The sequence below is a fragment of the Vibrio sp. AIC-3 genome (assembly GCF_013114515.1).
In the GTDB taxonomy this organism is placed as follows: Bacteria; Pseudomonadota; Gammaproteobacteria; order Enterobacterales; family Vibrionaceae; genus Vibrio; species Vibrio crassostreae_C.
The window spans coordinates 56,865-82,619 of record NZ_VTXG01000011.1 but is presented as its reverse complement, the minus strand read 5'-3'; the positions used below and the strand labels follow the sequence as shown (position 1 = coordinate 82,619).

Here is a 25,755-nt window from a genome sequence, read left to right as displayed (position 1 = left end):
ATAAACTGGCAGGCATTAAACACTTGATACTAAGTAGGCATGATTAAACTAATAGAATGGCATTATGTTCCGGCAAACCTAAAACTCTTGAAACTAACGATGATGCTTTACACACTAAAAGTAACCCGAATTTATTCACGCTATTTTTAAGTAGATCAGCAATATGCTGCACCTTGTTTCGACAATTGACTCAATGAGCCAGGTTTGCCTAAGTGATAGCCCTGAAAATAATCTATGCCCTGCGATTGTGCAAAACGTAAATCTTCATGGTTTTCTATACCTTCAGATAACAATTCAATCTGATACTTCCGAGCTAAAAATCTAAGACGCTCCCAAAAGGTCGAATTATCACTCCGGTTTCTCATTAACGACCGATCTATTTTCACTATGTTCGGTTTAACAACCCTAATCAGTGCTTCACCAGTGTTATAACCACTGCCATAGTCGTCTATCGCGATTTTAATTCCAAGACCACGACATACTCCAAACTGGGACATCATCCTTTTCTCGTCAATGCCAACCGGGTATTGTTCATTCTCAGTAAGCTCAATCCATAAGGTTATACCTAACTTGTTGCATGCTTGCCAAATTGGGGAAATATCACGTAGAAAAGTGAAACTTAAAACGTGATCAGGGGAGATATTAATAGTCAGAAAATCAATCATTTTCTTCTGAGACAATAATTCCTCGGACACTCTTAACAAGAATATTTGAGTAAACCATGCAATCTTCTTAGAGTCTAACAGACAGCGAATTGACGATTCAACATCGTGCCCTTTTTCCCAACGTAACAAAACCTCAGCACCGACAGTTCCATTGCCATTAGTTATCGGTTGAAAAACAGGATAAAACAATCCCTGATTAACATCGTCAATAAGTGCTTCGGCTTGTAAATTTTCAGACAACATATTCGTATTCATAAACAAACCTCTTTTTGTGATTAATCCATACTACAGATCAATAACTAGCAAGGATTAGCATGAACAAATCATATGTAGCTTTACATGCCTACTTCTTAACCGTGAAGACAAACTGCATAAGTAGTTAAACGAACTCCTGTACAAATACACAATGCCGTTTCAAAACGGTAATCTCGAGTCTGTTACTTTTAGATAGGTTATTAAAAACGCCATAAACTATCATAGATGACTATACTTCAATTAGATCAAATTACGCTTAGGGATAATGTATGTTTGGTGACTATTTAAAGGAATTGAGAGTCTCACTAGGTCTTACTCAGAGTGAGCTTGCTGTTAAGTTAAACCTTGCAAATGAAGAGTTTCGCTCTGTAGACGTGGTAACTCTCAGTCGTTGGGAACGAGGAAAAACCAAACCAACACTTGCAAAATGCCTAAGAATCTTGCGTTGTTTACAGGTTGACCTGAGTGACTTTTATGAATTAATACCTAATCCAAACGAAACAAAGCTACTAGACGAGATTGAACAACTTCGTTTTAATAACAGGGTAACGAAGCTTTCATCATTAAGTTATGAAGAGCCACAAGAGCCACAAGAGCCACAATCAGCTTTAATTACTGAGATGCCACTTCTTTTGAAAGATGATGACGAGATACTATCTAGCCTTAAAATCTTTTACGAAACAGCCATCCATACACCGAAGGGTTTTTTCGACATTAATCTATATGACTACCAACAAAACAAACGAGCTATTTTAAAAAGATTTATAACAGAAAGCGGGCAGTTGGTAGGTCACTCACTTAGTTTTATATTCGAAAGTGACTATTTTGACAAAGTTACTCATTCAAAAATCATTGATATCGACCTGACAAAATCTGTCAGTTATAAAAATTCGACTAAGTTATCGGTTTGTAATTATAATCGTTACTCTTCTAATTTCCAGATATTTCGATGTATGTTAGTTTCTCAATTTATAAACCTAATTCACTATTCAAATGTTCAACGTTATTATTTCTTTAATGCATGGCCTGAAAGCGGACAAATTTTAGAGCAACTTGGATTTAAGAAAATAGCATTTGATATTGAGTCAGAAAAAGGAGGTTTTAAATTAGGCAACCGCTCATTCGAACATTGCTTATACGAAATTGATACAGCGACACTTCTTTCTCAACCCGAAATAATAACCCTCATAAAAACAACCCAGTGGGATAACCAATACTCAATCAAAAATCATTAGGCATAGCCAAACAGCCTTTAAATTAAGATGCCTACCATCTTAAGTTTCTACACATAATAATACTTCGCCTTATGCAAAAGATTGGAGAAAACTACTGTGTTTGGCGAATACTTAAAAAAATATCGAATCGCGAATGAACTAACACAAAGTCAAGCAGCTACAAAGCTCAACTTACTCGGAGGAGATCTATCGAATATTGATACCGTTACACTTAGTCGATGGGAAAGAGGAACAACTAAACCAACTCTTAGCCGTAGTATTCGTGTTTTGCGAGAATTTACCAACGATCTTGAGCCTTATCTATCTAAAGTTAGTCATTTACAACATCAAGACCCTAGTTCTAAAAATAGAGTTGATCAATTCAATACTCTGATGGAAGAGAAATACCGTAGTTTAAATAACTTGATCGCCAGAGCAAATTATCAGTCAACATCGATGATCGAACACAATCCTGTTTGTGAATATCCGATTGGAAATTCTAATGATAGTGAGATTGTAAATTCTGTACTTGTTTTTCATGAGAAAACCTCTGATGAGAATATTAAGCATGGACTCTATAAAATCGATTTTTTAAACTATTGCAATGAAAAACGTTTCATTGCCTATAAATATGTCGACAGCGTCACAGGGGAGCTATTAGGACATAACATAGGCACTATATTCACGACTGAAGGTATGATCTCCGAAATTGAAACACTTTCTCAAAAGTCGATTGATGAAATAGATTTAAGAAAAACCGTTCCTTATAATAAAAGCCGAAAATTAGCTTATTTTGCGGTGAGCCAGCATTCGCTGTACGAGCGACCTTTTCGTCTACAATTAAATAGAGAATTCAGGTTTCTAGCAAAACACGCTAACATTACCGACTACTACACAACAGTTGCTATAAAGAGCTCAGCAGAAGTACTCGAAAAAATGGGATTTTCTGTTGTTTCGTACGAGAAAAAATCAACCAACGGTGCAATCAAAATTGGTAAACACTATTATTCTAAAGCTTTAATGCACATAAAAACAAGCCAGCTATTTACTCAACCCGAGTTCTTGAACTTGCTTACAGGCTGTCAAACCTGTTCAAACCCATGCTCAATTAGCTCTCAGTGTTGCTAAGCGGTCTCTTTCCGCGCACATTAACAGGAGTACCAATCCATCGAAAGATAGTTCTGATGGATGAACTCCTGCTTGCTTCAATCTTTCAAAACACAGCTCTACAGTTTTGACATTCGTATTCGATATTATTGAACCAATATACCTCATTATTTTCCCACTTAAATTATCAGCACAATCTATATACTATGTAATTAAGCGATTGAGTATCAAAGCATATGGTAAAAAGTTAGAATCTAATATGCTATGTTCGCTTGACTACATGTCAACCTCACGAACAATTACATCATCTACTTCATTGTTTAGTAATGTTACATAACTGCTCTGAGTCATGCCTCTTACAGCTTTCGTGTTTTGCATGCCATCCACATTCGTTAGACTTTTGTCAGAATAAATTGCTCGTATATCTCCATCGACTCGGCCTGAAAACGTGACATCATCAGCACTAATAGAAGCAATCGCTGAGGTTGCAAAAAATAAAAACGAACATAAAACGACCTTAATATTGACAAACGACTTCATAAACACCTCAAATGTAATTGGTTACATATGAGAGTTTAGCTTATTCGCAGGAAAAAAGAAGTCTAATGCCTACCAGCCACTCTTGCATCCGTGATGTTAGATTTGTAAACATTAATTTGTTCAGAAAAGTCCATTCATAATAATCATAATATAGCATGGATACAGCTACATCAATTCACCAGACTTATACATATTATGCGCTGGTTAGCTATTTGATGGCAGTTAAACCTTAGGGAGAGACCGAAGAGTAAAACGCTAATACATATCTTGCAAGTCTTCATAGTAGTTTAATGGTTTTACATTAAGAGAATTAAATTTTATCTAACTTCGTAATATTTAATACCTGAACCTAAGATCTGGAATGTAAACCATGATTCTTGGCAACACTTGATTATTCACATCAACGTAAGCTATGTAAGCTCATAGATGAATAGTTAGACAGATTTAATCGAGTGCAAAAAAAAAGCATCACCATACCTTATAAGAAATAGGTCTAGTAATACTTTAATATTGATCAGGTTACCGGTAAGAGCTTATTCTAATACTTGGCCAGGAATGATCAAATCAGGATTTTCAATATCATTACTCTCAATGATCTCTTCTAAATCGAAGCCGAACTTTCTACGTAGTTCATATAACCAATCACCTTCTTGTACGACATAAGGTAATGTCGGCTTAACAGCAACTTCGGATATACTGTTAGACATAGTATCGAAATCACAGTCCATATCATCTGGGTCAGATGTGCAATCCGGAGCTTTTGTAATTTCAAGCGAAGAAGGGCGAGGTTCAACTTGATCAGACTCAATCTTACGCTTGCTGTCATTGAAATAATAAGATAATCCAACCACGGCTTCTCGTTGATTTTGCCCAAAATCATCATTCAACGTTTGATTAAGTGCGATACTCGCACCGAAATATTCATTCAAAGCATACTGAGCAAGGTACTCTATTGTTGGGTATTTGTCTTCGATTCCAACTCCTACCTTTAAATCAAGAGTATCACCATCATGTATACTATAGAGCAAATCAAGGTCAGGTATGTACTCTGAATCACCCAATAACTTGTAGTGCTTTATACCTAGATTCAATTGAAGTCGGTTATATTGGTAGAGAAAATAAAAAGATTGAGAATTTTCATACATATCTCCATCAAAATTATAGCCATAGTTTGCCCCTACCCCCAAAATATGAGCAGTTGGCTTCTCAGCAACCGATGCACCGCTGGTTAGTACTAGAAACATAAAACAAATATTATTAATTAGTCGGTTCACAGGTTCACCTCATAAACAACATTAAACGACCCTTGGTAATTACCTGAACTGAGTGCATTTCCATCGACATCAAAACTAACATCGTATGCTACATCAACTTTGTTACTACCTTCTCCATTCACTGTAATCACTTCTGAATCAGGAAAAGATGCGGTATTAAGTACTCCGTCTTGGACAATCACCTTGTCAGGGCTTTCGCAGCCAATGGCACACGTGATTGTGTAGGGTATCTTTTCTAGCGAGTTATCAATATTTGTAAGCTCATAGTCACCTGACGTAGGGCTAAATGTCATAATAACGCCTGTAGGTAAAGTCCCTAACAAGCTAACATCATACCTCGTTGTACCAGAGATCCTTTTTGTTGCAGTATCATACTGGGGTTCAATATTCCCGTCTCCAAGTACCGTTAATGATTCAAGGATCGCAGCTTGATAATCAATCGTGATAATTAACGTCTCCGGCACTCTGGTATAAGTCATCGTACCGGTTTGACTTGTAAAAAAGTAAGTGGGTGAAAGGTTAATTGATGCCGTAAAAGTTCCAGATCCAACAGGGGCTGCGAACACATCATTACTGATATTAGGCAAAGCGAAAGCAGGTCGATAAAACTTAAAAGGCTCTATTCGGCTTGTTGCTGTGTAACCCATTCGCGACACACACAAAGTCGACTCTTGGCCCACTTTCGCACTCGAACCACTTATATTTGTAGCTGCACACTCATTGGCAACTCCCATTCCCACATTTGACCCGTAGTCTTTTGATGTGAAATAACTAGCCGAGCTACCCAAATTGTACTCAACGCCTAACAACTCCAGGCTGGTGTTAAAACTTTCGCCTGTAGAATGATTAACAAAGCTAACGTTATTAACTGGTTGGTTATCCATCGTTGCGGGATACCACTCTGCCGTTGGTTGCTCTTGCGCTATCGTCCATGCAGATGGAGATATAGCTTCACTACCGAAATAACTATTTGGCGCCGCATTGTTCCAAACCACAGAGTTGTTTGCTGTAATCGTTCCGTATACATCTGCAGCATGGCTACTATCTAAAGCCGTGAATAATAGCGCTATACTAATTAGGCTATTTCTTTTTAATAGTGATATTTTTGTTATAACTGTAATCATGGTTGGCTACCTTAACGGATAACGAATCGACATTTTGCAGGCCTTCTGCTAATTTTATGGTTTTCTTTCGACCAGATAGTATTGTATTAGTTTGTTTACATTTGTTACTAACAGAATTCGGTTTACAGTTATCAAACTGCATGTAGAAAAATGTGTTACCATTATTTTCCACATAAACTTCTGAACCGTTATATTTAACTTTGTAGTCAACATTAGTATTTTTTGCAGGTACAATATAATAAGGAGCATAACCATAATTAATACCAATTATACTTTCTTTTTTATCTCCATCGATAACGCTAGGCATGAAAGTCACTTGATAAACTTTGTCCTTCTCTAAATCATCACAATTAACCTGACATAAATTCTTTACTGATACACGACGTCTTTCCCCCGGATTTAATATCAGTTTATTGGGTAATAGCGCAAGATCCCATAAAGGTAAATTATCTTTTGTTAGCTCTACCTTTTCTAACTCTCCGTTTTCAACCTTTACTTGGCTAACGTTACCTTTTATATATTCAGGTTCAGTTTTCGAACTAGTCAGAGTAAAAACTCCATTACCATCTTCTCCAGCTATAAGAAGCATTTTATCTATGCTAAATGCATGGCTAAAAGAGGTCGTCATTAATAGTATCGAAGTAAATATTACACGTTGCATAATTTTCTCTATGTTAGTTATAAGCATATGGCGTCATCTCCATATGAACTGCATAATTAATGAGTTCATCAACATACAGTTTGTTTGCCGTAGTTAGTTGCTCAGGAGACTTAGCGAATATATACAAATAACCGCCAAGCTTTTTGTTTATAATTTCAACACCTGAGTTGTTCAGTTTGTTCTGATAGTTCAATACAATATTACTATCCTTGTATTGCCCTAAGTAGTAATAATAAACACCATCAACTAGGGCTATCTGATAACCTTCACTATTTTCTTCGAATGATGGCATACAGAAGTTATTACCTAAATTCAAATTATTAACCGATGATAACTCCGGTATTACACATTGATTTGCCTTAGATATAATTTTGTAAGGTTGTTTATCTTTCACCTTAAATTGATACACACCTTCAACAAGCTTGTCAGTAGAAACACAACCTCCACCGATACATTCAACTCCGTCTATTGGATTTCCATTTATATCACTAAACGTCGATATAAATGATTTCAACTCAGACAACGACGTATCCAAACGGATAACAGTTCCTGGATAACTAGTAGCCGACGTATAAGACTCACCATTGTTGTAAAAATCAGAGGCTTCCGTATCAAGCTTGAATTCATATTCATAGAACTCTTTTAATGGATATACCGTCAAAGCATCTCCACTAACATAAGCATTGCTTTGTTTTCCATTCTGCTCGGAGTTAACTACCGCCAAGAATTTTCCATCCGAAGACAGTTCCCCTGTATCATTATTCGAAATAAAATAAGAAGATGACTTTTCACTCGTAAACTCTATTCCTTGAGAAGTTATGATATTACTTGTACCAATATATGCAGAAACACTTGTATTACTACTTGAATTGATATAGGCATAAGAGTTTGAGTCAATATGTTTATTCTTATAATTTGCAGACAATGATAAATCGGCACTGCTTTGGTCTTCAGTAGAATCTTGATAATAAAGTCCCGCAGAGCTTGATACATTTAGATTGTTTCTGTTAATTAGACTACTTGAGACTGTATCTCTATGCGATAGCGCAACATCACCACTATCATCTATTTGTGCTTGTGTACTATGTGTGTATGTGTTTTCCTGGCCTATTGGAATAATTATTGAGGCCATAACACCATAATTTATATCGCTCGATTCACTTGCTGATAACTCTAAGTTCACCTTTGAGTCAAGTGGTAATGATGATATCTGCACGCCACTTCTTGCAGACCAACTTTCTGATTCATTATTATAACCATTACTAAAATCTTTATATTGGTTTTTTGTTAATATACCCGATATATATGATGATATATTTCTCGTTAAGTACTTGTTGTAATTTACTGATAATGATGTATAGTTCGAGTTACTGAATAAAAGTTGAGACAAACTAATATCTCCAATACTATTATCATTTTCACTATCAAATTTTGTGTAAGATACACTTAAGTTATAAATCCCCACATCAAAATTATAAAAACTAGATCCATCGTCAAATAATCCTGTTACTGCCGATATTCTGGACACTTCCCCTAAAGATAAGTGACCACCAACATAATTATAATTATCTTCCCCTGTAATAAACGAACCTGCACCCAGTGCAAAAAAATCCGTAACTTGATAGCTCAATTTCCCATTGGTGAACATTGGACTTTCATAATTATCATAAGCAAAGTTGATGGATTTCTGGTCAAAATCGTCCTCTAGTCCCGTATTCGTCAGGTCTCTTGATAAATAACCGGCTGTAATATGATAATCTAGTTCGCCGGTTTTAATCGACGAAGAGCTTGTATTGACTATCAACCTATCTTCTGTGTAAAACTCTTCACTGCCATCAAATATTCGAATTGTCGCAGTATAAGTACCAGATGGTAGCTCGTTATAGTCAAAGTATTCTTGCCCTGCATCCACATTACGACTTAATAGAACACGGCCTCTATCATCATTAATTTCTAGTCGACCAGCTCTTGAAATGTTCAAATATACTCGTCTAGAATTAGGAGATGATTTTTTTACTAGCTCTCTCGTCGATCCAATCGACAACATGTAACCAGAAGTTTTGCTGCCATTTTCTAAAAACTGAGTACTATTCCAAGAGCGTTCTTGGTATTTATACCCGACAGAGAAACGAGTATTACCACCAATATAGTTATACGATGAGTCATCCGAACTGAAACCATTGACATCACTAAAGTTTAGATCATTATGCAAATAGCCATACTTGCCAAAACCTGCATAATTTTCATGTTGATAAGAATAAGACGATGTATAATCAGTGTTGTCGCTATAAGAACCAGATAGATTCAAACCATGTGACATAATGATCGCGTTTTGATCGATCTCTTCTTTTACAAATTTTATTTCTGACTCTTCTATTATCTCAGTTAAGAATTGTGAGTTAACATGAATAATCAATGATTGGCTATCTGGCACATAAACAAAATCATATAAATCAGGTAGTAGACCACATTCACTTCGATAACCTTTACAATCTAGGCTCGATTCAACCCCATTCACCAGTGTTGTTGCCATCGCATCGCTAACATCTTTCTCAATACCAAGCTCATTCGCCAATGCTTGTGCTACAAGTTGTTTTTGTGAAGTGGGAATTCTTACTTCATCACCCGAGATGAAAGCTTCCGAATAGAATAATTTGTTGTTATCAGCCGAGAGAATTAGTGGCATTCTTATCAACTTCTCTTCAAACATATCTTCAAATCCATCTGGAATATTTGCGATGGATTTTGAACTATATATTATGGCCAAGAAAAATATGATAATTAAGTTTAAACCAAACCAAAGTCTAATAAACATTATAGTTGAAGCTCCACATTGAACGTAATACGACCATTGCAATCTAATGGCTCATCACTCGGTATATTTTTATTTGTCACTAATTCAAATTCATTGGTAGAGTTTTCATATTCAGTATTTTTAATATTATTAAATTCAAAGTTTGGTATATCTGAAATATCAGAGTAATGTTTTCTATCGATATAGAGATCGACAAAATCATCATACATAGTCTCACCGCTATCGTTGAAAACACATTTAGAAGTGAACTCTGATATGTTATAACTGTATTCAAACGAATCCCCAGAGCTTGTTGGTATATTCGTTCTAATATAAGAATAAAAACGCCCATTTAGAAAGGTTTCGTTCTCACCATCATACTTCAGTGCAATAAACTCATCAGATAAATCTACATTTATAGAATAGTCATACAAATTCGCTCTATTTATTTTTGTATTTACTGGAAATGAATAGCTTTCATAGCCAAAGCTATTGAAACTAAAAATAACAAGCAATAATAGAAAGAAATAATTTATATAGATATTCATTTTCATCAGCCTCGAAAAACAAGGCACTTAATTAATTAAGTGCCTGTCAAATAATGAGATTTTTTCTTATGGCAAAGTTGCAATCATATCAACGTTAACGATAACTTCTGTACCAGCAATATCATCTGGACTTGAGTGTGCTGTATCGTTAGCAACATACAGTTGAATCGTATCGCCTGTTGAAAGTTGAGTTGAAGCTAAGTATTCAGCTGCAGTAAGTTCCGTCGCTGAAAGGTTATCGCCGACGACAATGTTAGGCTGTACTTCACCCATTAAAGCTGGAAGCACATTTACTTGTGATACCGTCCAGTTAGCTGGAGTTAAAGCCCCAAGCACAGCCCCCGTGTAGTCATGCGCTTCCAAAACAACAGGTTTAGTTGTTTCGAACGTACCGTCAGCGTTCACCTGTAACGTACCAACAAAAGAAGCAGAGTCTTCACTACCGCCCGCACCAGTAACAAGGATGTCACCGTTGGTTACAAAACCAGGAACAAAGCCGCTGAATACTGCAGAACCAGTAGAGGTATCGCCAGGTGCAGAAAAAGCTGGAACAGATGTAATTGCAGATAGCAGTGTAATAAGTGTTAGTTTTTTCACTTTTATTTCCTTCGATATATTCATAATATGATTAGTTAGCCCCTTGCTAACTTCGGGTGTATGATATGCAATAAATAAACGTTTTTGTTAGCAAGTAAAGAAAAGTGACCCTCCGATATGCCTAGTGGATATTTGAGCAAGAAAACCATTCACCTAAAAAATAACCTAGGCATTTAATTCCTTAGGTTACTCATTCGCTAATTTAGTAACTGGTATTAGATCCCACCTTCGGTCTTATCTTATAAAAGTAGTTATTCACATGAACAACCCCACTTCAATATAAATACTAGAGACGTATAACAGTTTGAGCTTTAACTTATATCATTGCTAATAGTGCCAGCTGTCAACTAGGCACTCACCAGTGCCAGATACTAGCTCGTGCTAATTTAAAGTGATTTAGCCTTGTTAGAATACGCAAATAAATAATGGGCTGTGCTCTCTTTGCTTAATTCCCATAACATTCACTAATGAGTATTAAATACATGATGAGAATAAGTACATACGCACCTTTTCATAAATTATCCCTGTCAGTAGCGATATCATTGGCGCTGTTTGGGTGTGGTGCATCTAGCGACGAAGCGACTACTAACTCCAAACCCGAATCTCCAACATCAGGAGATACCCTTTACTATGCTCAGGATGTAATTCGTCAAAGCACTCCCACAAATACCTTTTTTGTTGATTTGTCGAATAATATGGAGTCATCTGATGATTCGTCAGTTACATTAACGACAGTTACGTCTTTGAATAATAGCTATGATTGTAATGTTGTATCCCAAAATGCCAATGGCTTCACCATTAGCGCTCAAAGTGCAAAAGTGTGCGACTACCGCTATCGAGTTGGCGCTGCGCTACCTTCTGACATCGCTATGAGCTCCCATAGTAACTATGGAGAGGCGCGTATTAGCGCTACTTCAGCAACATCAGGAGATGGTTTTGCTGAAGCGACAGTTCGTGCGGCTGTCGGTGAGTCAACTGAGCAACTTACACCGATTTCAGGACTAACCTCCTCTTTCACATCTGTACAAATAGATATCGCTAAAGAGCTTGGGAACGCGGGGTACTCTCTAGACACAAGCACATATGCATTAGCAACCACGGTTACATTGCCTAATGGTGATGCGACAAATTCAACTGCTATTGCAAACACATCAACTAATACGATTGATTACACCCCAGGAGATGGCATACCAAGCGGCGTAGAACGCATCCTATATAGCTATAGTGATGGTTCAAGTGTGTTAGCTGGTAGTATTGATATCGCGGTCTCAACAGACACAAACAGTGCACCAACAGCAGAATCTCGTAGGAAAATCAGTTATATAGATCCAGACTCTGGTGACGAGGTAGCTAAAATTCCTTATGGTAAACAATTAAGGTTCAATGTTGCGGATCTTATAAGTGACCCTGACGGTGATACTCTTCATCTCGTTGACATATATAGCTTTGGTGCAACCATCTTAATTCCAAACGATGCCAACAACGATGGTAATCTTTTCAATGATACTGAGTTTGATTTCACTAGTACCCAACCTGGAGAAACATCTGTGTCCTATGTTGTGTCTGATGGAAAAGGGGGCTATGCCACAGGAATTTTGCAAGGTTACGTCGGTAACCCATATGAGCCAATCGTCTCAGTGAATATCTACCTACCACCGTTGATGTACGCAGATACTAAAGATGCTGAAATCATCGCCACACCTCAAGTTGGTAACGGTACTACCGCTTTAAATGGTATCACCACGGCTTCTCACGATTGGCACACTGCTAATTACTTGTGCCAAGCTAGAGGAGCACGATTGCCAACGGCGATGGAACTTCAAAGCCTATATGATGATGGCAATACTAGTGGCCGTTTGTTTACTAATCACAACTGGCCAATTGACGTTAACTACTGGGCTAGTGACCAAGGAACAAGTGGAATTAGCTATCATCGTTCCGTAAACATGGCAGATGGAGTTGTTAGTACAAATGATGTCAATTCGAGTGTTCGATTTACTGCTTGCGTCGATGAAACACCTCCAGGGCATCCAATTAAATTCCTTGGTGATGACATTGGTGATGATTATCTATTTGATACTCGTATCAATGCTCAAGTGACGTTTGGCTGTGGGTTTATTGTAGATTCTATCTCGCAGGTAGGAGGTGCTCATATTGGAGGCACTGGCGGAGCCAAACATACAATAAACGTTTCTGACATAGGTAGAGTTAGAGCTCTCTGGGGACCCACAGAGTTTGGGTCTGGAAACGATATGTCTCGACTCTTTCTATATAATAGATCTGGTGGCTTACTGTTAACCTGTGGTAACAAATCTTACTCAGGTCACTATGCCGATGAATATACTCTAACCGCAGATGAGCAGTTAACAGGCTTTAGGGCCACAGGAGACAGCTACCTAAATGGATTAGAGCTTTGGGTTGATACCGAAAATGGATTAGAGCTTTGGAAATAATCCTAAGACGCTAGCGTTAAACTAGTTATTCGTAACTAGTTTAACGCTAGACTGCACACTATTTATGTTTCAATTTAAACAATTTCAACTCAAACCTCACTATTACATCCAATCTAACTTTAGTCGAACTGGCAGGCATTAAACACTTGATACTAGGCTAGTATCTTGAGATGTTTAGCTTTCTATCTTGATACATTAAGGCAGCAATGCAGTAACACTCTCGAGACGTTCTATAATATGAACACGTTTACCGCATTGAACTTTCATTGAATAAAAAGGATTTATCATGAACAAACTCGTCATTATCATCTTATGTGTACTGCTTCCGCCTGTTGGCGTGTTCTTCGCTCGCGGCGCCGGGAAAGATTTGGTGATTAATATCATTCTTACTTTCTTCTTCTGGGTTCCAGGAATGATCCATGGTCTGTGGGTAGCCACCCGCTAACCCTTATTAACAAATAGATACCGAATAAAATATCCATAAAAACAAGCTCCTAGCCATGAAGAGTTAAAAATAGGATGAAATGAAAGTACTTTTCCACTATCATCCTGTCGCCTAAACGTAAGCGATTGCTTTCACAGATTTCGCTGAGTTTAGGCTCCAACTACATAACACTTCAAATGGTGGGAGCCTTCAATGACACAACTTACGATTACTCGTCCTGACGACTGGCACGTTCATCTACGCGATGGCGAAGTATTAAAAGATACAGTTCGCGATATCAGCCGTTACAATGGTCGAGCGTTAATCATGCCAAATACCATCCCACCGGTAACCGATACCGAAATGGCTCTTGCTTACCGTGAACGCATCATGGCAGAGCAGCCAAGTGAACAATTCCAGCCTCTAATGGCACTTTACCTGACAGACAACACAACACCTGATGAAATTCGTAAAGCGAAAGAATCTGGCGCTGTTGTAGCAGCGAAGCTATACCCTGCTGGCGCGACGACTAACTCTGATTCAGGTGTAACTTCAGCTCAAAAGATTTACCACGTACTCGAAGCAATGCAAGAAGTGGGTATGTTGCTGCTGGTACACGGTGAAGTAACGGCTCACGATGTTGATATCTTTGACCGTGAAAAAGAGTTCCTAGACACAGTTCTAGCACCAATTGTTAACGACTTCCCAAACCTGAAGATCGTTCTAGAGCACATCACGACGGCAGATGCTGCGACTTTCGTTAAGAACGCTAACGAGAACGTAGCGGCAACCATTACTGCTCACCACTTGCTTTATAACCGCAACCACATGTTGGTTGGCGGCATTAAGCCACATTTCTACTGCCTACCTATCCTTAAGCGCAACACACACCAGTTAGCACTTATTGAAGCAGCAACAAGCGGTAGCAAGAAGTTCTTCTTGGGTACAGACTCTGCACCACACGCTAAAGGTGCAAAAGAGTCAGCGTGTGGTTGTGCAGGTTCTTACACAGCGCACGCTGCGGTTGAACTGTACGCTGAAGTATTCGATTTAGAAGGCAAGATTGAGAACCTAGAAGCATTCGCGAGCCACAATGGCCCAGACTTCTACGGTATGCCACGTAACTCAGATACAATTACGCTCGTTAAAGAAGAGTGGAATGTTGCTGAAACGATGCCTTTCGGTTCAGACATCGTTGTGCCAATCCGTGGCGGCGAGGCGATTGCTTGGTCTGTAAAATAAGCACTTGGGCTGTTAAATAAACACCCTCCATTTAGCGAAAAGGGTCACCATAGTAATTATGGTGACCCTTTTTTGTTTCGATAAAAGACTGTCTTATTCCCAGCAGTAATTTAACGATTACTTACCGCGAATTTTTCCGATAGCAGTCCAAATAGCAACGACAATCAATCCAGATAAAACCCCAATCACACCATTTAATAGCGTTGGTACCACCGCAGTCGCAATCGTATGTCCACTGAAGTCCATAATAATCGGTTCAATTAAGTGATGAATTGCTGGAACGTTGTGTACCACAATACCGCCGCCAACCAAGAACATCGCAGCCGTGCCGACAACCGCAAGCATCTTCATTAGCTTTGGTGCAAATGCGACTAACCCATTACCCAATCGGGTTTTAATGGCACTCCCATTTGATGTGCGTTGGAGATAGAAACCTAAATCATCCAGCTTAACGATCCCTGCCACTAAGCCATAAACACCAATCGTCATCACAACCGCTATCAAACTCACCACAAGAATCTGAGTCACGATACTTGTACCCGTTACGGTACCCAGCGCAATTACAATGATTTCCGCAGATAAGATGAAGTCGGTACGAATTGCGCCTGAGACCTTTCGCTTCTCATACTCTTCAACAGATTCACCCGAGCTGCTTTCCTCATCTTTCTCTTCGTGTTGATGAGCATGAGGAAAAAGCTTTTCTAAGATTTTCTCTGCCCCTTCAAAACAAAGAAACAGACCACCAATCACCAGTAGTGGCATGATCAACCAAGGAATGAATGCACTGATCAATAGTGCTGCCGGAACCAAAATCAGCTTGTTTTTAAATGAGCCTTTTGCGACCGCCCATACCACTGGGATTTCTCTTTCAGCAGAAACACCGGATACCTGCTGGGCGTTAAGGGCTAAATCGTCACCTAATACGCCTGCGGTTTTTTTAGCGGCTACCTTAGACATCAATGCGACATCATCCAACACGGTTGCAATGTCATCTAACAGTGTTAGTAAACTTGCTCCAGCCATTTTGTTGTCTCTTTATAAAGAATTGAACCATCAATAAAATGTAACACCATCAATTCACTCATCAAAGTTATGAGTCTGTAAAAAATAAAGTCACAAGTTGTGTTTTCTATTGCTGTCTCTGTTAGACAGGAATAATCTGTCTTAATCTTTCACGAACATAAAAGAAAAAGTATAGATGAAAAGTGAATCTACCTACCCGATTGGTAAGCCAGGGCAAAAATGGCAACAAGCAGAACGTGAAGCATGGTTAGCTCAACGAACGGTTAAGCGTGAATACCAGCAAGAAGTTGTACCAAAGATTAAAGCACTTGCAGACCGCTTTGACATCGAACAATACGGCGCACTGAGCTACGACGAAGCTCGCTTCCCACTCTTCGCTATCAAGAGCAAAAACTGGGACGAGTCAAAGCCGACGATTCTGGTGACAGGTGGTGTTCACGGTTACGAAACCAGTGGCGTGCATGGCGCGATCAAATTCGCTGCGACTCAAGCAGAAAAATACACGGCGCACTTCAACATTGTTGTCGCACCTTGTGTGAGCCCTTGGGGCTACGAAGTGATCAACCGCTGGAATCCAAATGCTGTTGATCCAAACCGCTCTTTCTACGACGGTACGCCAGCAGAAGAATCAGCAAACCTACGAGCTCTAGTAGCGTCTCTGCCAGAAGTATTGGTTCACGTTGACCTGCATGAGACGACTGACTCTGATGAAACTGAATTCCGACCTGCACTCGCAGCTCGTGATGGCATTGAGTACATCGAAGGTATGATCCCAGACGGTTTCTACACTGTTGGCGATACTGAAAACCCACAACCTGAATTCCAAGCTGCTGTCATCGCTTCAGTTGAAAAAGTAACCCACATTGCGCCTGCGGATGACGAAGGCAAGATCATTGGTTCAGACGTCACTCAACACGGCGTGATCAACTACCCAATGAAGAAGCTTGGCTTATGTGGCGGCGTGACTGACTGTAAGTACGGTACAACCACAGAGGTTTACCCAGACAGTGACAAAGTAACAGACGAAGAGTGTAACGATGCTCAAGTTGCTGCTGTTGTTGGTGCTTTGGATTACGTTATTCAGCACGAATTGAACGCGTAAGCGTAAACCCGCTCATAGCTAGAACCGGGCACCTAGACTAATAACTAAGAGCCAAGAACTAAAAGAGCCACAAATGACTACTCACTTGTGGCTCTTTTTTGTTTCTCTTTCGCTGATGTCTTCTACGGCATAAAAAAGCTCCCTTGCACGCGGTGCAAGGGAGCTTTGAATCTGCTGATTAGAGTAAGTTCCTATCTAGAGGTACTTACTTAGTGGCCGGAGTAACCGTTTCTTGCCCTTTACCGACTTCTGTCAGTAGGCCTTTCAACAAGCTCACACAACCAATCAAAAGAATGATCGTAAACGGCAGTGCTGCAATAATCGTAATAGATTGCAGAGCTTGGATTGATTGAGTACCACCAATCCACAGCATCACCATCGCGATAGCACCTGAGATAACCGCCCAAACGACTTTCTGTTTCACTGGCACTTCTAATTTACCACCCGCCGTCATGCCATCGATAACGATAGAACCTGAGTCCAACGTTGTAACGAAGAACACGATGATCAGCGCGACTGCGAGAACAGACAGAATGCTACCGAACGAGTAAGCATCTAGCATGTAAAACAAGCTTAGAGATACGTCTGTAATGCCTTGGTCGAGGCCAAGTTGCCCCACCTGATTAATCACTTGCTCGATAGCTACGCCACCGAAGATAGACATCCAAGCTGAAGTCACCAATGTTGGGATAATCAATACGCAAAGTAGGAATTCACGAACCGTACGGCCTTTAGAAATACGCGCTACGAACATACCGAAGAAAGGTGCATACGCTACCCACCATGCCCAGTAGAACACAGTCCAACCATGCAGCCATGTTGTGTCTTCACGACCCGCACTTTGGCTCAAAGCTACGATATTTTTCACATAGCCCGTTGCCGCCGTTGCCATTGAATCAAGCACAGTTGTGAAGTTCAATACAGCGATAAGACCAAGGAATATGAATGCAATAACCATGTTCAGGTTACTTAGGAACTTAACACCACCGTCCATACCACGTAGTACAGAGATGATCGCCAAGCCCATGATCAGAACGATGATAGATTGCTGAAGGAAGATGTTGTTTTCCAAGCCGAACACGTGGCTAATACCACTTGCTGCTTGTGTACCACCTAAGCCCAATGAAGTCGCAAGGCCAAACAGAGTAACCAGTACGGTTAGTACATCGATTACATCACCAGTTTTGCCCCACACACGCTCACCCAGAATTGGGTAAAACACAGAACGCATTGATAGCGGTAAGCCTTTGTTATAAACAAAGTACGCCAGACAAAGCGCCGTCATGCCATAGATAGCCCATGCATGAAAACCCCAGTGGAATACGGTTGCGCCCAGTGCTAATTCACGACCAGCGGCTGTGAAAGGTTCTGCGTCTAATGGCGTTCCGAACCAGTTCGTGAAGAATGCTGTTGGCTCTGCAACACCCCAGAAGATAAGTCCAATACCCATACCTGCTGCGAATAACATCGCAATCCAAGATGACATTGAATAGTCCGCCGTCGCGTCTTCACCACCTAAACGGATTTTACCCAACGGTGAAAAAGCAAGAACAACAGCAAACGCTAGCATGATGTTAGCTCCCCACATAAACAGGAAGTCAAACTTTGATAGAACAGCACCCTTAATAGAATCAATTGCAGCTTTAGCATCTGCAGGAGGAAGAGCAAGAAGAGTGATGATGAAGAGAAGAGATAAGCCTACTGAGGCTACGAAGACTGTGTTATGGACATCCATGCCCCATTTACTGACGTTATCTTGACCAACTTGATAGTCAGTAGAATCAATACTGTATTTTTTTGATTTAAAACTCATAAATTATGATGTTCGCATATCCGAATCAACGAATATAAGGACGCTCTCCGTATCCAATTACTACTTGATTGGCTCGCCGAACCGCCTAAATAAAAGGCAATAAAAATCACAATAGTTAGTGACAAATGGACTTACTGGCTCAATCCCAAGGCGCACATTATAGCACAGCTCAAAGCATTTTGACTGAGTTTTAGCTCAATAGTCACCCAAACCACCGTTGATAGTGATAGTTAACCCAATAAAAACAGAATAAAATAAAAAATAAAAACCTTCAAATACAACAATTTAAATTAAAATGACGCACCGTAAAATCACATCCAAACTTTTTGCCGATAATTTTAATAATCACCCAATTTACTTATAGCTCTAATAAAAAAGCCCCGCTATAGGGGCGGGGAAAGTTACCAAAGGTAAAAGAGAAATCAGTGCTCAAATGTCAGTGCTGCGTCTCACAGATCAGCACTGCACATTTCAAAGACAGTTCGTTAGATTGCGAAGCAAAAACCTAGGTTATAGTCTTCACCATTTTTCGCAGTGAACTCTTTGTCTTCACTTGATGCATTCGGGCGGCCACTTTCATCGCCTTTTACTAAGCTCACCCAGTGACGGATGCCAGAAGAACGGCTGGCCTCAGTTTGACCAAACGTAGTGCACGTCTCTAATTGGATATCTTGAATATCAACCAACTCCAGGCGGCCAGTGCCTTTACGAGCACCGATTGTCACTTCAACGTGCGTACCGCTTTCATCACGGAATAGGATTGCTGAAGGCTTAGATTTATCACCTGTGTAAGCTACAAAGTGTTTAGCGCGTTTCAAACCTGTGTGTTCACCGTTTTTGAAATAAACCTGAACGTGTCGGTAGTCAATCTCGTAGCTCACTACATCTTCGTGAGAACCAGACTCGAGAGGGAATAGAGTATCAAGCAACTGTTTCGCCATTTTCTGCTTTTCGAGTTGCTTGTCTGCTTTCACCATTTCGACGGCAAAGACAGCTTCAGCAATAAAAGTTGAATGGTTTCTGTGAAGTTCTGTTTTGTCTAGTGTCAGCATATTCATAGTCTATCCCTCGTACGGCTTTAAATTTCATTAAGGTCAAACATCCCAATTGACCCTTTTCAAAATTGTTCTTTACTGTGTGGTTTCCATGTTTTTCATACTACTTGTATTTTTGTCACAATTTCACAACAAAAATTTCACAGTGTGGATTTTACTAAATTGCTTTTTTACACACTCCTATTTTTAGGGGTAAAAAGAGTCGTAAGCCATTAATTTAAATAGACTTACGATCATAGAATATTCATTTTTACGTCTTGTTTGAATTTGTGTAATAACCGACCCCTACTAGCTTATTGTCGATAACACGGTAATACGTGTGCTTGGTTTCGACTTTACTCGACAGCGGGTTCAACCAACGATAAGTGTAAACACCTCGGCCGTTTTCTTTCGCAAGGTTCAACATCTCAGTAAGAATTGGCTTATCGTCAGGGCTTAGAATCTCGCTGTGCGAACGCCCAACTAGCTCAGGAGAGACCCCATGCGCCAGCAACTTTCCAGAGCTCATATCCATCACAAACACATACAAATCCCCTTCTACAAAGCTGCCATCGGCATCATTAAACTCATTTAGGCTCTCTTGTTCTGACTCCACTATCGCGGTCATCGCTCTCGCCAGTAAATTCTTTGCTTCGGCCGCACTGGAACGTTCAGGGTAATAACCGACAGCGACAATCACATCACCCACACGTTCAAAGAAAGTCGTTTTCGGCTCACCCATTCGATCGGTCGGATTGGTCCAGTGATACTTCACTTCACCAAAACCGTTGTGTACTGCTTTGGTGATCATTTCACGGAAAAAAGGATTACCGTAGACGTCTTGCGTATCTAAAACACTGTCACCCACTAACACCATTGACGAGCCGCCGCTGGCAAGGAATTGGCCATCAATGCCCAACGCAAACACATAAAGCTCACCATCGATATATTCAGGGTCACTCATGAAGTCTTTGACGCTATCGTCGCCCTCTTTTTGAACGTGTATCACTGCCTTGGCAAGCAAGGTTTTGGCTCTTCTTTCAGCCTTACTGACCACATGTGGTTCAGAAATATCGAGCACATTGACAGGCTTGGCTTCTTTCTCTATTTCAGAGTGTTCCGCACGTAAACTAATACCACTCACCACTGCAAACACGGCACAACCAATGAGGATGATTCTGGATAAATTCATGGTTATCTCTCCTAATAGCCGACTAAGGACGGTAGCCAAAGCGTAATTTGTGGGAAGAAAGCGATAACGAAAACGCCCACAACAGAAGCAAGAACAAAGGGATGGATCTTCGCGGTGATTTGTTCAACCGTGGAACCCCCTATTCCCGAGGCGACAAAGATATTTTCCCCAAGCGGCGGCGTTGCAAAACCTATCGATAAGGTACACACCACCACGATGCCCACGTGAGTTGGATCAGCGCCCAGCATGTACATGATTGGCAGTAACACTGGCACGATGATCATGATCGCCGCTAAGGTTTCCATAAACATGCCGATGAACAACAACAAGGTAATGGTTAGCGCCCACACCATGTACATGTTGTCGGTAAAACTGAGTAATGATTCAGCCACCACGACCGGAATTTTTTGCTCGATCAACAAGCGTCCAAATACTGTTGCTGCAAAGAGGATCAACAACACACGTCCGGTGATCCATGTCGTGGTCGATAGAGATTTCATCACACTTTTAAACGACAATTCGCGGTGAATAAATACACCCACAAACAGCGAATAAAAAATTGCCACAACCGCTGATTCTGTTGGTGTGAACATACCGCTGTAGATACCACCTAGAATCAAGAATGGCGCCAGTATCGACCATAAACCTCGACGCAAGTAATGCCTTACATCACCAAATGACCAACTTTCAGTGAGCCCTTTATAGCCTTCACGCTTGGCTATGAAATAGTTGGTCAGTACCAATGTCGATGCCATGATGAAACCAGGCACAACGCCTGCGACAAACAGTTTTGGAATCGATAAAGAAGCGAATTGACCATGTTGAGCAATAGCTTCTGGTGGCGCCATTAAGCCCATCGCAGAAATACCAAAGATAACCAAAGGAATGGATGGTGGAATAATAATCCCCAAGCCTCCGGATGCAGCCGTAACGGCCGATGCGTAGCTCTTATCGTAGTCACGCTTGACCATCGCAGGCACCATTAGCATGCCTACCGCAGCGGTGGTTGCAGGGCCTGAACCCGAGATAGCACCAAAGAAAAGACACGCCATTACCGTTGCTGCGCCAAGGCCACCTGTTACGGGACCCGCTAAGCTTTCGGCGATATCCACCAGACGTTTGGAGATACCCGCCGCCTCCATTAATGCACCCGCAAGAACAAAGGCTGGCAGGGCCATTAGCGGGAAGTTACCCACCGAGGTAAACGCGATTTGTACTAAAGCGATGGGATTTTTGTCGAGCAACATATAGGCCGCCATCGAAGCGCCAGCCAGTGATACTGTGATTGGTGCGCCAAGGATTAACAGCGTTAAAAAGCCACCAAATAAAATTAGAGTTAAATAGGATTCCATTATTACATCTCTCTATTACGACTATTCTCTGTGATGACTATTGCGCGGACTTTTGTGCCGTCATTTTGCGCAGCTCTTTGACTTCTGGATCTTCGTTGGTTGCGCCTTTGAATAAACGCTCATAGTTGTTCCAGATAATTCGAATCATCATCAGTGAAAACGCGATAGGTAAAATCATGTAGAAGTACTTCATCGGGATACCTGTAGTCTGAGACTTCCAAAACAGATTCATTTTGTTGAACACGAAGTCGTAGCTGAGGTAAACGAAGTAGCCGTTGAAACAGAGCCATAAGAAGTCAGCGATGGTTTCACTCACGGTCTGCACGATTGGCGGAAAGAATTTAAAGTGAAAGCTCACTCGGTTGTGCGCCGACATCTTGGCCGCAACAACAGCCCCTAGATAGGCAAACCAAACGAACATGTAAGTAGCGACCTCATCCCCCCAAGGGATAGAGTAATCAAAGAACTGACGAGTAAGGATTTGTGTGAACAGCAATAGGACAAAGCTTGCGAGCAGCAGACAACATGTATATTCCTCAATGTTGTTCAGGTGCTTTTTTATTGTTTTAGCGACTGACATATAACCTCCAATGTTAATTTCCACATGACAACCAGTCGCTCACGGTCCTAAAAAGATCAGGTACAGAACAGATCAACGAGTACAGCCATGTAAATGCCCTATCTCACTGTTCTATCGCTAGGTGATTAAGTAGCGCAGAACAGCAGATAGGGCGAATCTAATCGTTACTTTCTACCTAGTAACTCAAGAACGTCGTCTAGCTTGTCTTTGCCTCCAATGCTTGAGTAGAACTTAGGCCAAACTGACTTAGTCACCTTGCTGATCCACTCTTGCTCGTTGTCTGCTGGGTCTGTGAATACCATGCCTTTCGCTTGTAGCTCTTCACGGATCTTGTTTTCCGTATTTTCTAGATAAGCAAAACTGTGCTCTGTCGCTTCCTGACCTGCTTCAAGAATGATTTTTTGCATTTCAGGAGTCTGTTGTTGGAAGACCGTTTCACTCACAATTAGAGGTTCCAAAGAGAAAATGTAGCGAATGTTGGTCACGTACTTTTGTACTTCGTTGAATTTCATCGCGTGGACTGTGATGTAAGGGTTATCTTGTCCATCTACCACGCCTTGTTGCAGGCCAGTGAAAGTCTCAGACCACGCCATTGGCGTTGGGTTTACGCCCCATGCTTGATAAGACGCGATCATGATTTCGTTACGAGGAACACGAATCACTAGCCCTTTCAAATCTTCTGGTGAAGCAACAGGCTTTTTCGAGTTGGTCAAAACCCTAAAGCCAGAATAAGCCCAACCGACAATACGAACACCAGCGTCACGAATCGTGTTATCAACTAAATCTTGGCCTACTTGACCTTGAGTCAGTAGCACTGCTTCTTCTGCGCTTTGAATCACGTAAGGCATGGTCAATAGACCAACGGTTGGAGAGAAAGGCGTCACGTTGTTGATCGCCAGTACAGAGAAGTCGAGAAGACCGATTGCTGCGTCGTTTACGGTGTCTTGCTCATTGCCTAATTGGCCATTCGGGAACAGGTCGATTTTCACTTTACCGTCTGTTTTTTGCTCCATCAGTTCAGAGAATGAGGTCGCTAATTCCCACTGCGTACCACCAGCAGCATCGCCGATAGCCATTTTAAAATTCGCTGCTGCCGCGGTATGAGATAACACCGCTGTTGCTACAATAGTGACACCAGCAATAATTTTATTTTTAATCAATTTCATAGTCTTAACCTTTCCTATCATACAGACGTCCTGCCTGTACTTTGCTCACAAGGTGACCTGGTACAACTTTCCTGGTCGTAATTCTATTTCCCTATTTTGGAAACAATGTTCGGGTAGTTACAGCCTTTCATCCTTTAACGAATACCACTGATAAAGGAACCGCTGCCCTACTCTTCGAAATGGTGCAAACATCTCAGATTCCACCACTTCCCTCACGTTGGGGAACGGAAGTTTTGATTCAAATATTGGTAAGTCGAGCGTGTGACCTTCACCTGCGATCCACTGGGCAAGGCGCTTGCCTGCTTGAGCGGAATACATCACACCATTGCCGCCATACCCTAGTGCGTAGAAGATGGATTGCTTTGGATTCGGCTGATAGATTCTTGGCATCATATCGTGGCTAACATCCACCCACCCCCACCATGAATAATCGATTTTGATCTGATCGAGAGACGGGAATTTTCGGGTTAAATCCGCTCTCAACATGTCTTCGTATTTCTTTTCAGGTGCGTTCTTGCCACTGATGGCACTGCGTGTACCTATCTGCACTCGGTTATCGGGTAACAAACGGTAGTAATGACGCAGGATTCGGGTATCAGTAATCACCTGATTGGTTTTGAAGTTACACGCGGCAATTTCGTCTTGAGTTAGCGGACGCGTCACCATCGAATTAGAAAGTACCGGCAACAAGCGATTCTTAAGCTCTGAATGCAAACCTTGGCTAGTGTATCCACCGGTACAAACCCCAACAGAACGTGCCTTCACAACACCGCCGGGCGTTTTTAGGTAATGCACACCGTTGCGTGTTTCCCAACCCATAACAGGGCTAGCTGGATGCACTTTTACACCGAGTGCTCTCGCCTTTCTTAGATAGCCAAACGCCAGTTTCCCTGCATGGATACCAATACCTTCTGGCTCATGCATTGCGCCTGCCGCTTCTTGATCACCAACGTAATCACGCTTTACGGTTTCCGCATCTAAGATCTGCGCATCGTAATCGAACGTGTCGCGCAGCAACTTGGCTTCTTTTTCAAGTGTTGCCATCACTTTGGGACGATGGGCAACGTATAAGTGGCCGCCCGACTGTGGGTCACAATCAATGTCTTTGATCAGAGACTTAAAGGTGTTCATACCATCGACGCATTCGCGATGCATTTTCAGTGCGGTTTCTAGTCCCCAGCGTTCAATCCACTGAGAACGCTTCAAACGTCCTGACGCACACTGAGCCTGGCCACCATTTCGGGTACTGCAGCCCCAACTCATACGGTTAGCTTCAATCACAGTCGCTTTAATGCCGTACATTTCAGCAAGGTGTATCGCGGTGCTTAGGCCTGTGTAGCCTGAACCGATTATCGCCACATCCACATCCATATCCGATGTAATTGGACCATCATCTTCAGGTGGCGCGCCTGCGGTATCTACCCAATAAGTCGGGGCGTATTCCTTACCGTGACCTGGGCTCTTGTCTTTAAGTGGATCGTATTTTGGATCGTATCTTTCTTTTGCTTGGGTACTTTCTTGTGCTTGGGTGCTTTTCACCTTTGGCGACACATCGGCTGCCGGTTGTTCCATTACTAAACTCATAATTCGACTCT

General features: G+C 41.1%; 22 protein-coding genes. 6 read left to right on the top strand and 16 right to left on the bottom strand.

All coding sequences use genetic code 11. From position 1 onward, the window contains the following. Positions 1 to 155 precede the first annotated feature (155 nt). A complete protein-coding gene (locus F0229_RS10120) occupies positions 156 to 920 on the bottom strand; it encodes an EAL domain-containing protein (protein ID WP_017062770.1) in 765 nt (254 codons plus the stop codon). A gap of 269 nt (positions 921 to 1,189) precedes the next feature. Here F0229_RS10120 and F0229_RS10115 point away from each other — a divergent pair, with 269 nt between their 5' ends. Next, on the top strand, positions 1,190 to 2,155 hold the full coding sequence (locus F0229_RS10115; RefSeq protein ID WP_171732753.1) for a helix-turn-helix domain-containing protein: 966 nt from the start codon (positions 1,190 to 1,192) through the stop codon (positions 2,153 to 2,155). A 96-nt stretch (positions 2,156 to 2,251) separates the two neighbouring features. After that, on the top strand, positions 2,252 to 3,262 hold the full coding sequence (locus F0229_RS10110; RefSeq protein WP_108110722.1) for a helix-turn-helix domain-containing protein: 1,011 nt from the start codon (positions 2,252 to 2,254) through the stop codon (positions 3,260 to 3,262). A 255-nt stretch (positions 3,263 to 3,517) separates the two neighbouring features. Here F0229_RS10110 and F0229_RS10105 read toward each other — a convergent pair whose 3' ends face one another. The 7 genes from F0229_RS10105 to F0229_RS10075 all read right to left on the bottom strand — a co-directional run bounded on the left by F0229_RS10105 (position 3,518) and on the right by F0229_RS10075 (position 10,779). Next, complete coding sequence (locus F0229_RS10105; RefSeq protein ID WP_017062773.1) at positions 3,518 to 3,781, bottom strand: hypothetical protein; 264 nt, start codon at positions 3,779 to 3,781, stop codon at positions 3,518 to 3,520. A 533-nt stretch (positions 3,782 to 4,314) separates the two neighbouring features. Continuing rightward, complete coding sequence (locus F0229_RS10100) at positions 4,315 to 5,055, bottom strand: LysM peptidoglycan-binding domain-containing protein (RefSeq protein WP_171732752.1); 741 nt, start codon at positions 5,053 to 5,055, stop codon at positions 4,315 to 4,317. Continuing rightward, complete coding sequence (locus tag F0229_RS10095) at positions 5,052 to 6,179, bottom strand: hypothetical protein (protein ID WP_017059956.1); 1,128 nt, start codon at positions 6,177 to 6,179, stop codon at positions 5,052 to 5,054. The genes F0229_RS10100 and F0229_RS10095 overlap by 4 nt, the downstream gene beginning before the upstream one ends. After that, positions 6,136 to 6,840 carry a hypothetical protein gene (locus tag F0229_RS10090; RefSeq protein WP_229647381.1) on the bottom strand — a complete coding sequence of 235 codons (705 nt, stop codon included), beginning with the start codon at positions 6,838 to 6,840 and terminating at the stop codon, positions 6,136 to 6,138. Before F0229_RS10090 ends, F0229_RS10095 begins: the two co-directional genes overlap by 44 nt. A 13-nt stretch (positions 6,841 to 6,853) precedes the next feature. Next, positions 6,854 to 9,655, bottom strand: a complete 2,802-nt coding sequence (locus F0229_RS10085; protein ID WP_171732751.1) for a CS1-pili formation C-terminal domain-containing protein — start codon at positions 9,653 to 9,655, stop codon at positions 6,854 to 6,856. After that, on the bottom strand, positions 9,655 to 10,188 hold the full coding sequence (locus F0229_RS10080) for a hypothetical protein (protein WP_017059959.1): 534 nt from the start codon (positions 10,186 to 10,188) through the stop codon (positions 9,655 to 9,657). The genes F0229_RS10085 and F0229_RS10080 overlap by 1 nt, the downstream gene beginning before the upstream one ends. Positions 10,189 to 10,248: 60 nt before the next feature. Beyond that, positions 10,249 to 10,779, bottom strand: a complete 531-nt coding sequence (locus F0229_RS10075) for a hypothetical protein (RefSeq protein WP_171732750.1) — start codon at positions 10,777 to 10,779, stop codon at positions 10,249 to 10,251. A gap of 467 nt (positions 10,780 to 11,246) precedes the next feature. On the opposite strand from F0229_RS10075, the gene F0229_RS10070 reads away from it, so the two are divergent. The 3 genes from F0229_RS10070 (at position 11,247) to pyrC (ending at position 14,898) form a co-directional block, all read left to right on the top strand. After that, positions 11,247 to 13,232: a DUF823 domain-containing adhesin gene (locus tag F0229_RS10070; protein ID WP_253820985.1), complete on the top strand. Its 1,986-nt coding sequence runs from the start codon at positions 11,247 to 11,249 to the stop codon at positions 13,230 to 13,232. Between the two features lie 286 nt (positions 13,233 to 13,518). Next, the gene (locus F0229_RS10065) at positions 13,519 to 13,677 is read left to right on the top strand and encodes a YqaE/Pmp3 family membrane protein (RefSeq protein WP_017059962.1); all 159 of its coding nucleotides are present in this window, start codon (positions 13,519 to 13,521) and stop codon (positions 13,675 to 13,677) included. A gap of 192 nt (positions 13,678 to 13,869) precedes the next feature. After that, positions 13,870 to 14,898 (top strand): dihydroorotase, encoded by a 1,029-nt coding sequence (pyrC, locus tag F0229_RS10060; protein ID WP_017059963.1) that lies wholly within the window; start codon positions 13,870 to 13,872, stop codon positions 14,896 to 14,898. A gap of 117 nt (positions 14,899 to 15,015) precedes the next feature. Here the strand turns inward: pyrC and F0229_RS10055 are convergent, their stop codons facing one another. Next, positions 15,016 to 15,921 (bottom strand): DUF808 domain-containing protein, encoded by a 906-nt coding sequence (locus tag F0229_RS10055; protein WP_017059964.1) that lies wholly within the window; start codon positions 15,919 to 15,921, stop codon positions 15,016 to 15,018. A gap of 175 nt (positions 15,922 to 16,096) precedes the next feature. Here F0229_RS10055 and F0229_RS10050 point away from each other — a divergent pair, with 175 nt between their 5' ends. After that, on the top strand, positions 16,097 to 17,023 hold the full coding sequence (locus F0229_RS10050; RefSeq protein ID WP_017064294.1) for a M14 family metallocarboxypeptidase: 927 nt from the start codon (positions 16,097 to 16,099) through the stop codon (positions 17,021 to 17,023). A gap of 205 nt (positions 17,024 to 17,228) precedes the next feature. On the opposite strand, the gene F0229_RS10045 is transcribed toward F0229_RS10050, so the two are convergent. From F0229_RS10045 to F0229_RS10015, 7 genes are all read right to left on the bottom strand, one after another. Then, on the bottom strand, positions 17,229 to 18,836 hold the full coding sequence (locus tag F0229_RS10045) for a BCCT family transporter (RefSeq protein ID WP_171732749.1): 1,608 nt from the start codon (positions 18,834 to 18,836) through the stop codon (positions 17,229 to 17,231). A 485-nt stretch (positions 18,837 to 19,321) separates the two neighbouring features. Then, positions 19,322 to 19,894 (bottom strand): malate synthase, encoded by a 573-nt coding sequence (locus F0229_RS10040; protein ID WP_017059967.1) that lies wholly within the window; start codon positions 19,892 to 19,894, stop codon positions 19,322 to 19,324. A 247-nt stretch (positions 19,895 to 20,141) separates the two neighbouring features. After that, positions 20,142 to 21,062, bottom strand: a complete 921-nt coding sequence (locus F0229_RS10035; protein WP_171732748.1) for a cache domain-containing protein — start codon at positions 21,060 to 21,062, stop codon at positions 20,142 to 20,144. Positions 21,063 to 21,073: 11 nt separating this feature from the next. Then, complete coding sequence (locus F0229_RS10030; RefSeq protein ID WP_008215725.1) at positions 21,074 to 22,414, bottom strand: TRAP transporter large permease; 1,341 nt, start codon at positions 22,412 to 22,414, stop codon at positions 21,074 to 21,076. Between the two features lie 37 nt (positions 22,415 to 22,451). After that, positions 22,452 to 22,994 carry a TRAP transporter small permease gene (locus tag F0229_RS10025; protein ID WP_017064289.1) on the bottom strand — a complete coding sequence of 181 codons (543 nt, stop codon included), beginning with the start codon at positions 22,992 to 22,994 and terminating at the stop codon, positions 22,452 to 22,454. Between the two features lie 164 nt (positions 22,995 to 23,158). Continuing rightward, the gene (locus tag F0229_RS10020; protein WP_017059971.1) at positions 23,159 to 24,160 is read right to left on the bottom strand and encodes a TRAP transporter substrate-binding protein; all 1,002 of its coding nucleotides are present in this window, start codon (positions 24,158 to 24,160) and stop codon (positions 23,159 to 23,161) included. Between the two features lie 117 nt (positions 24,161 to 24,277). Beyond that, on the bottom strand, positions 24,278 to 25,744 hold the full coding sequence (locus tag F0229_RS10015; RefSeq protein ID WP_171732747.1) for an FAD-binding oxidoreductase: 1,467 nt from the start codon (positions 25,742 to 25,744) through the stop codon (positions 24,278 to 24,280). Between the last annotated feature and the right edge of the window lie 11 nt (positions 25,745 to 25,755).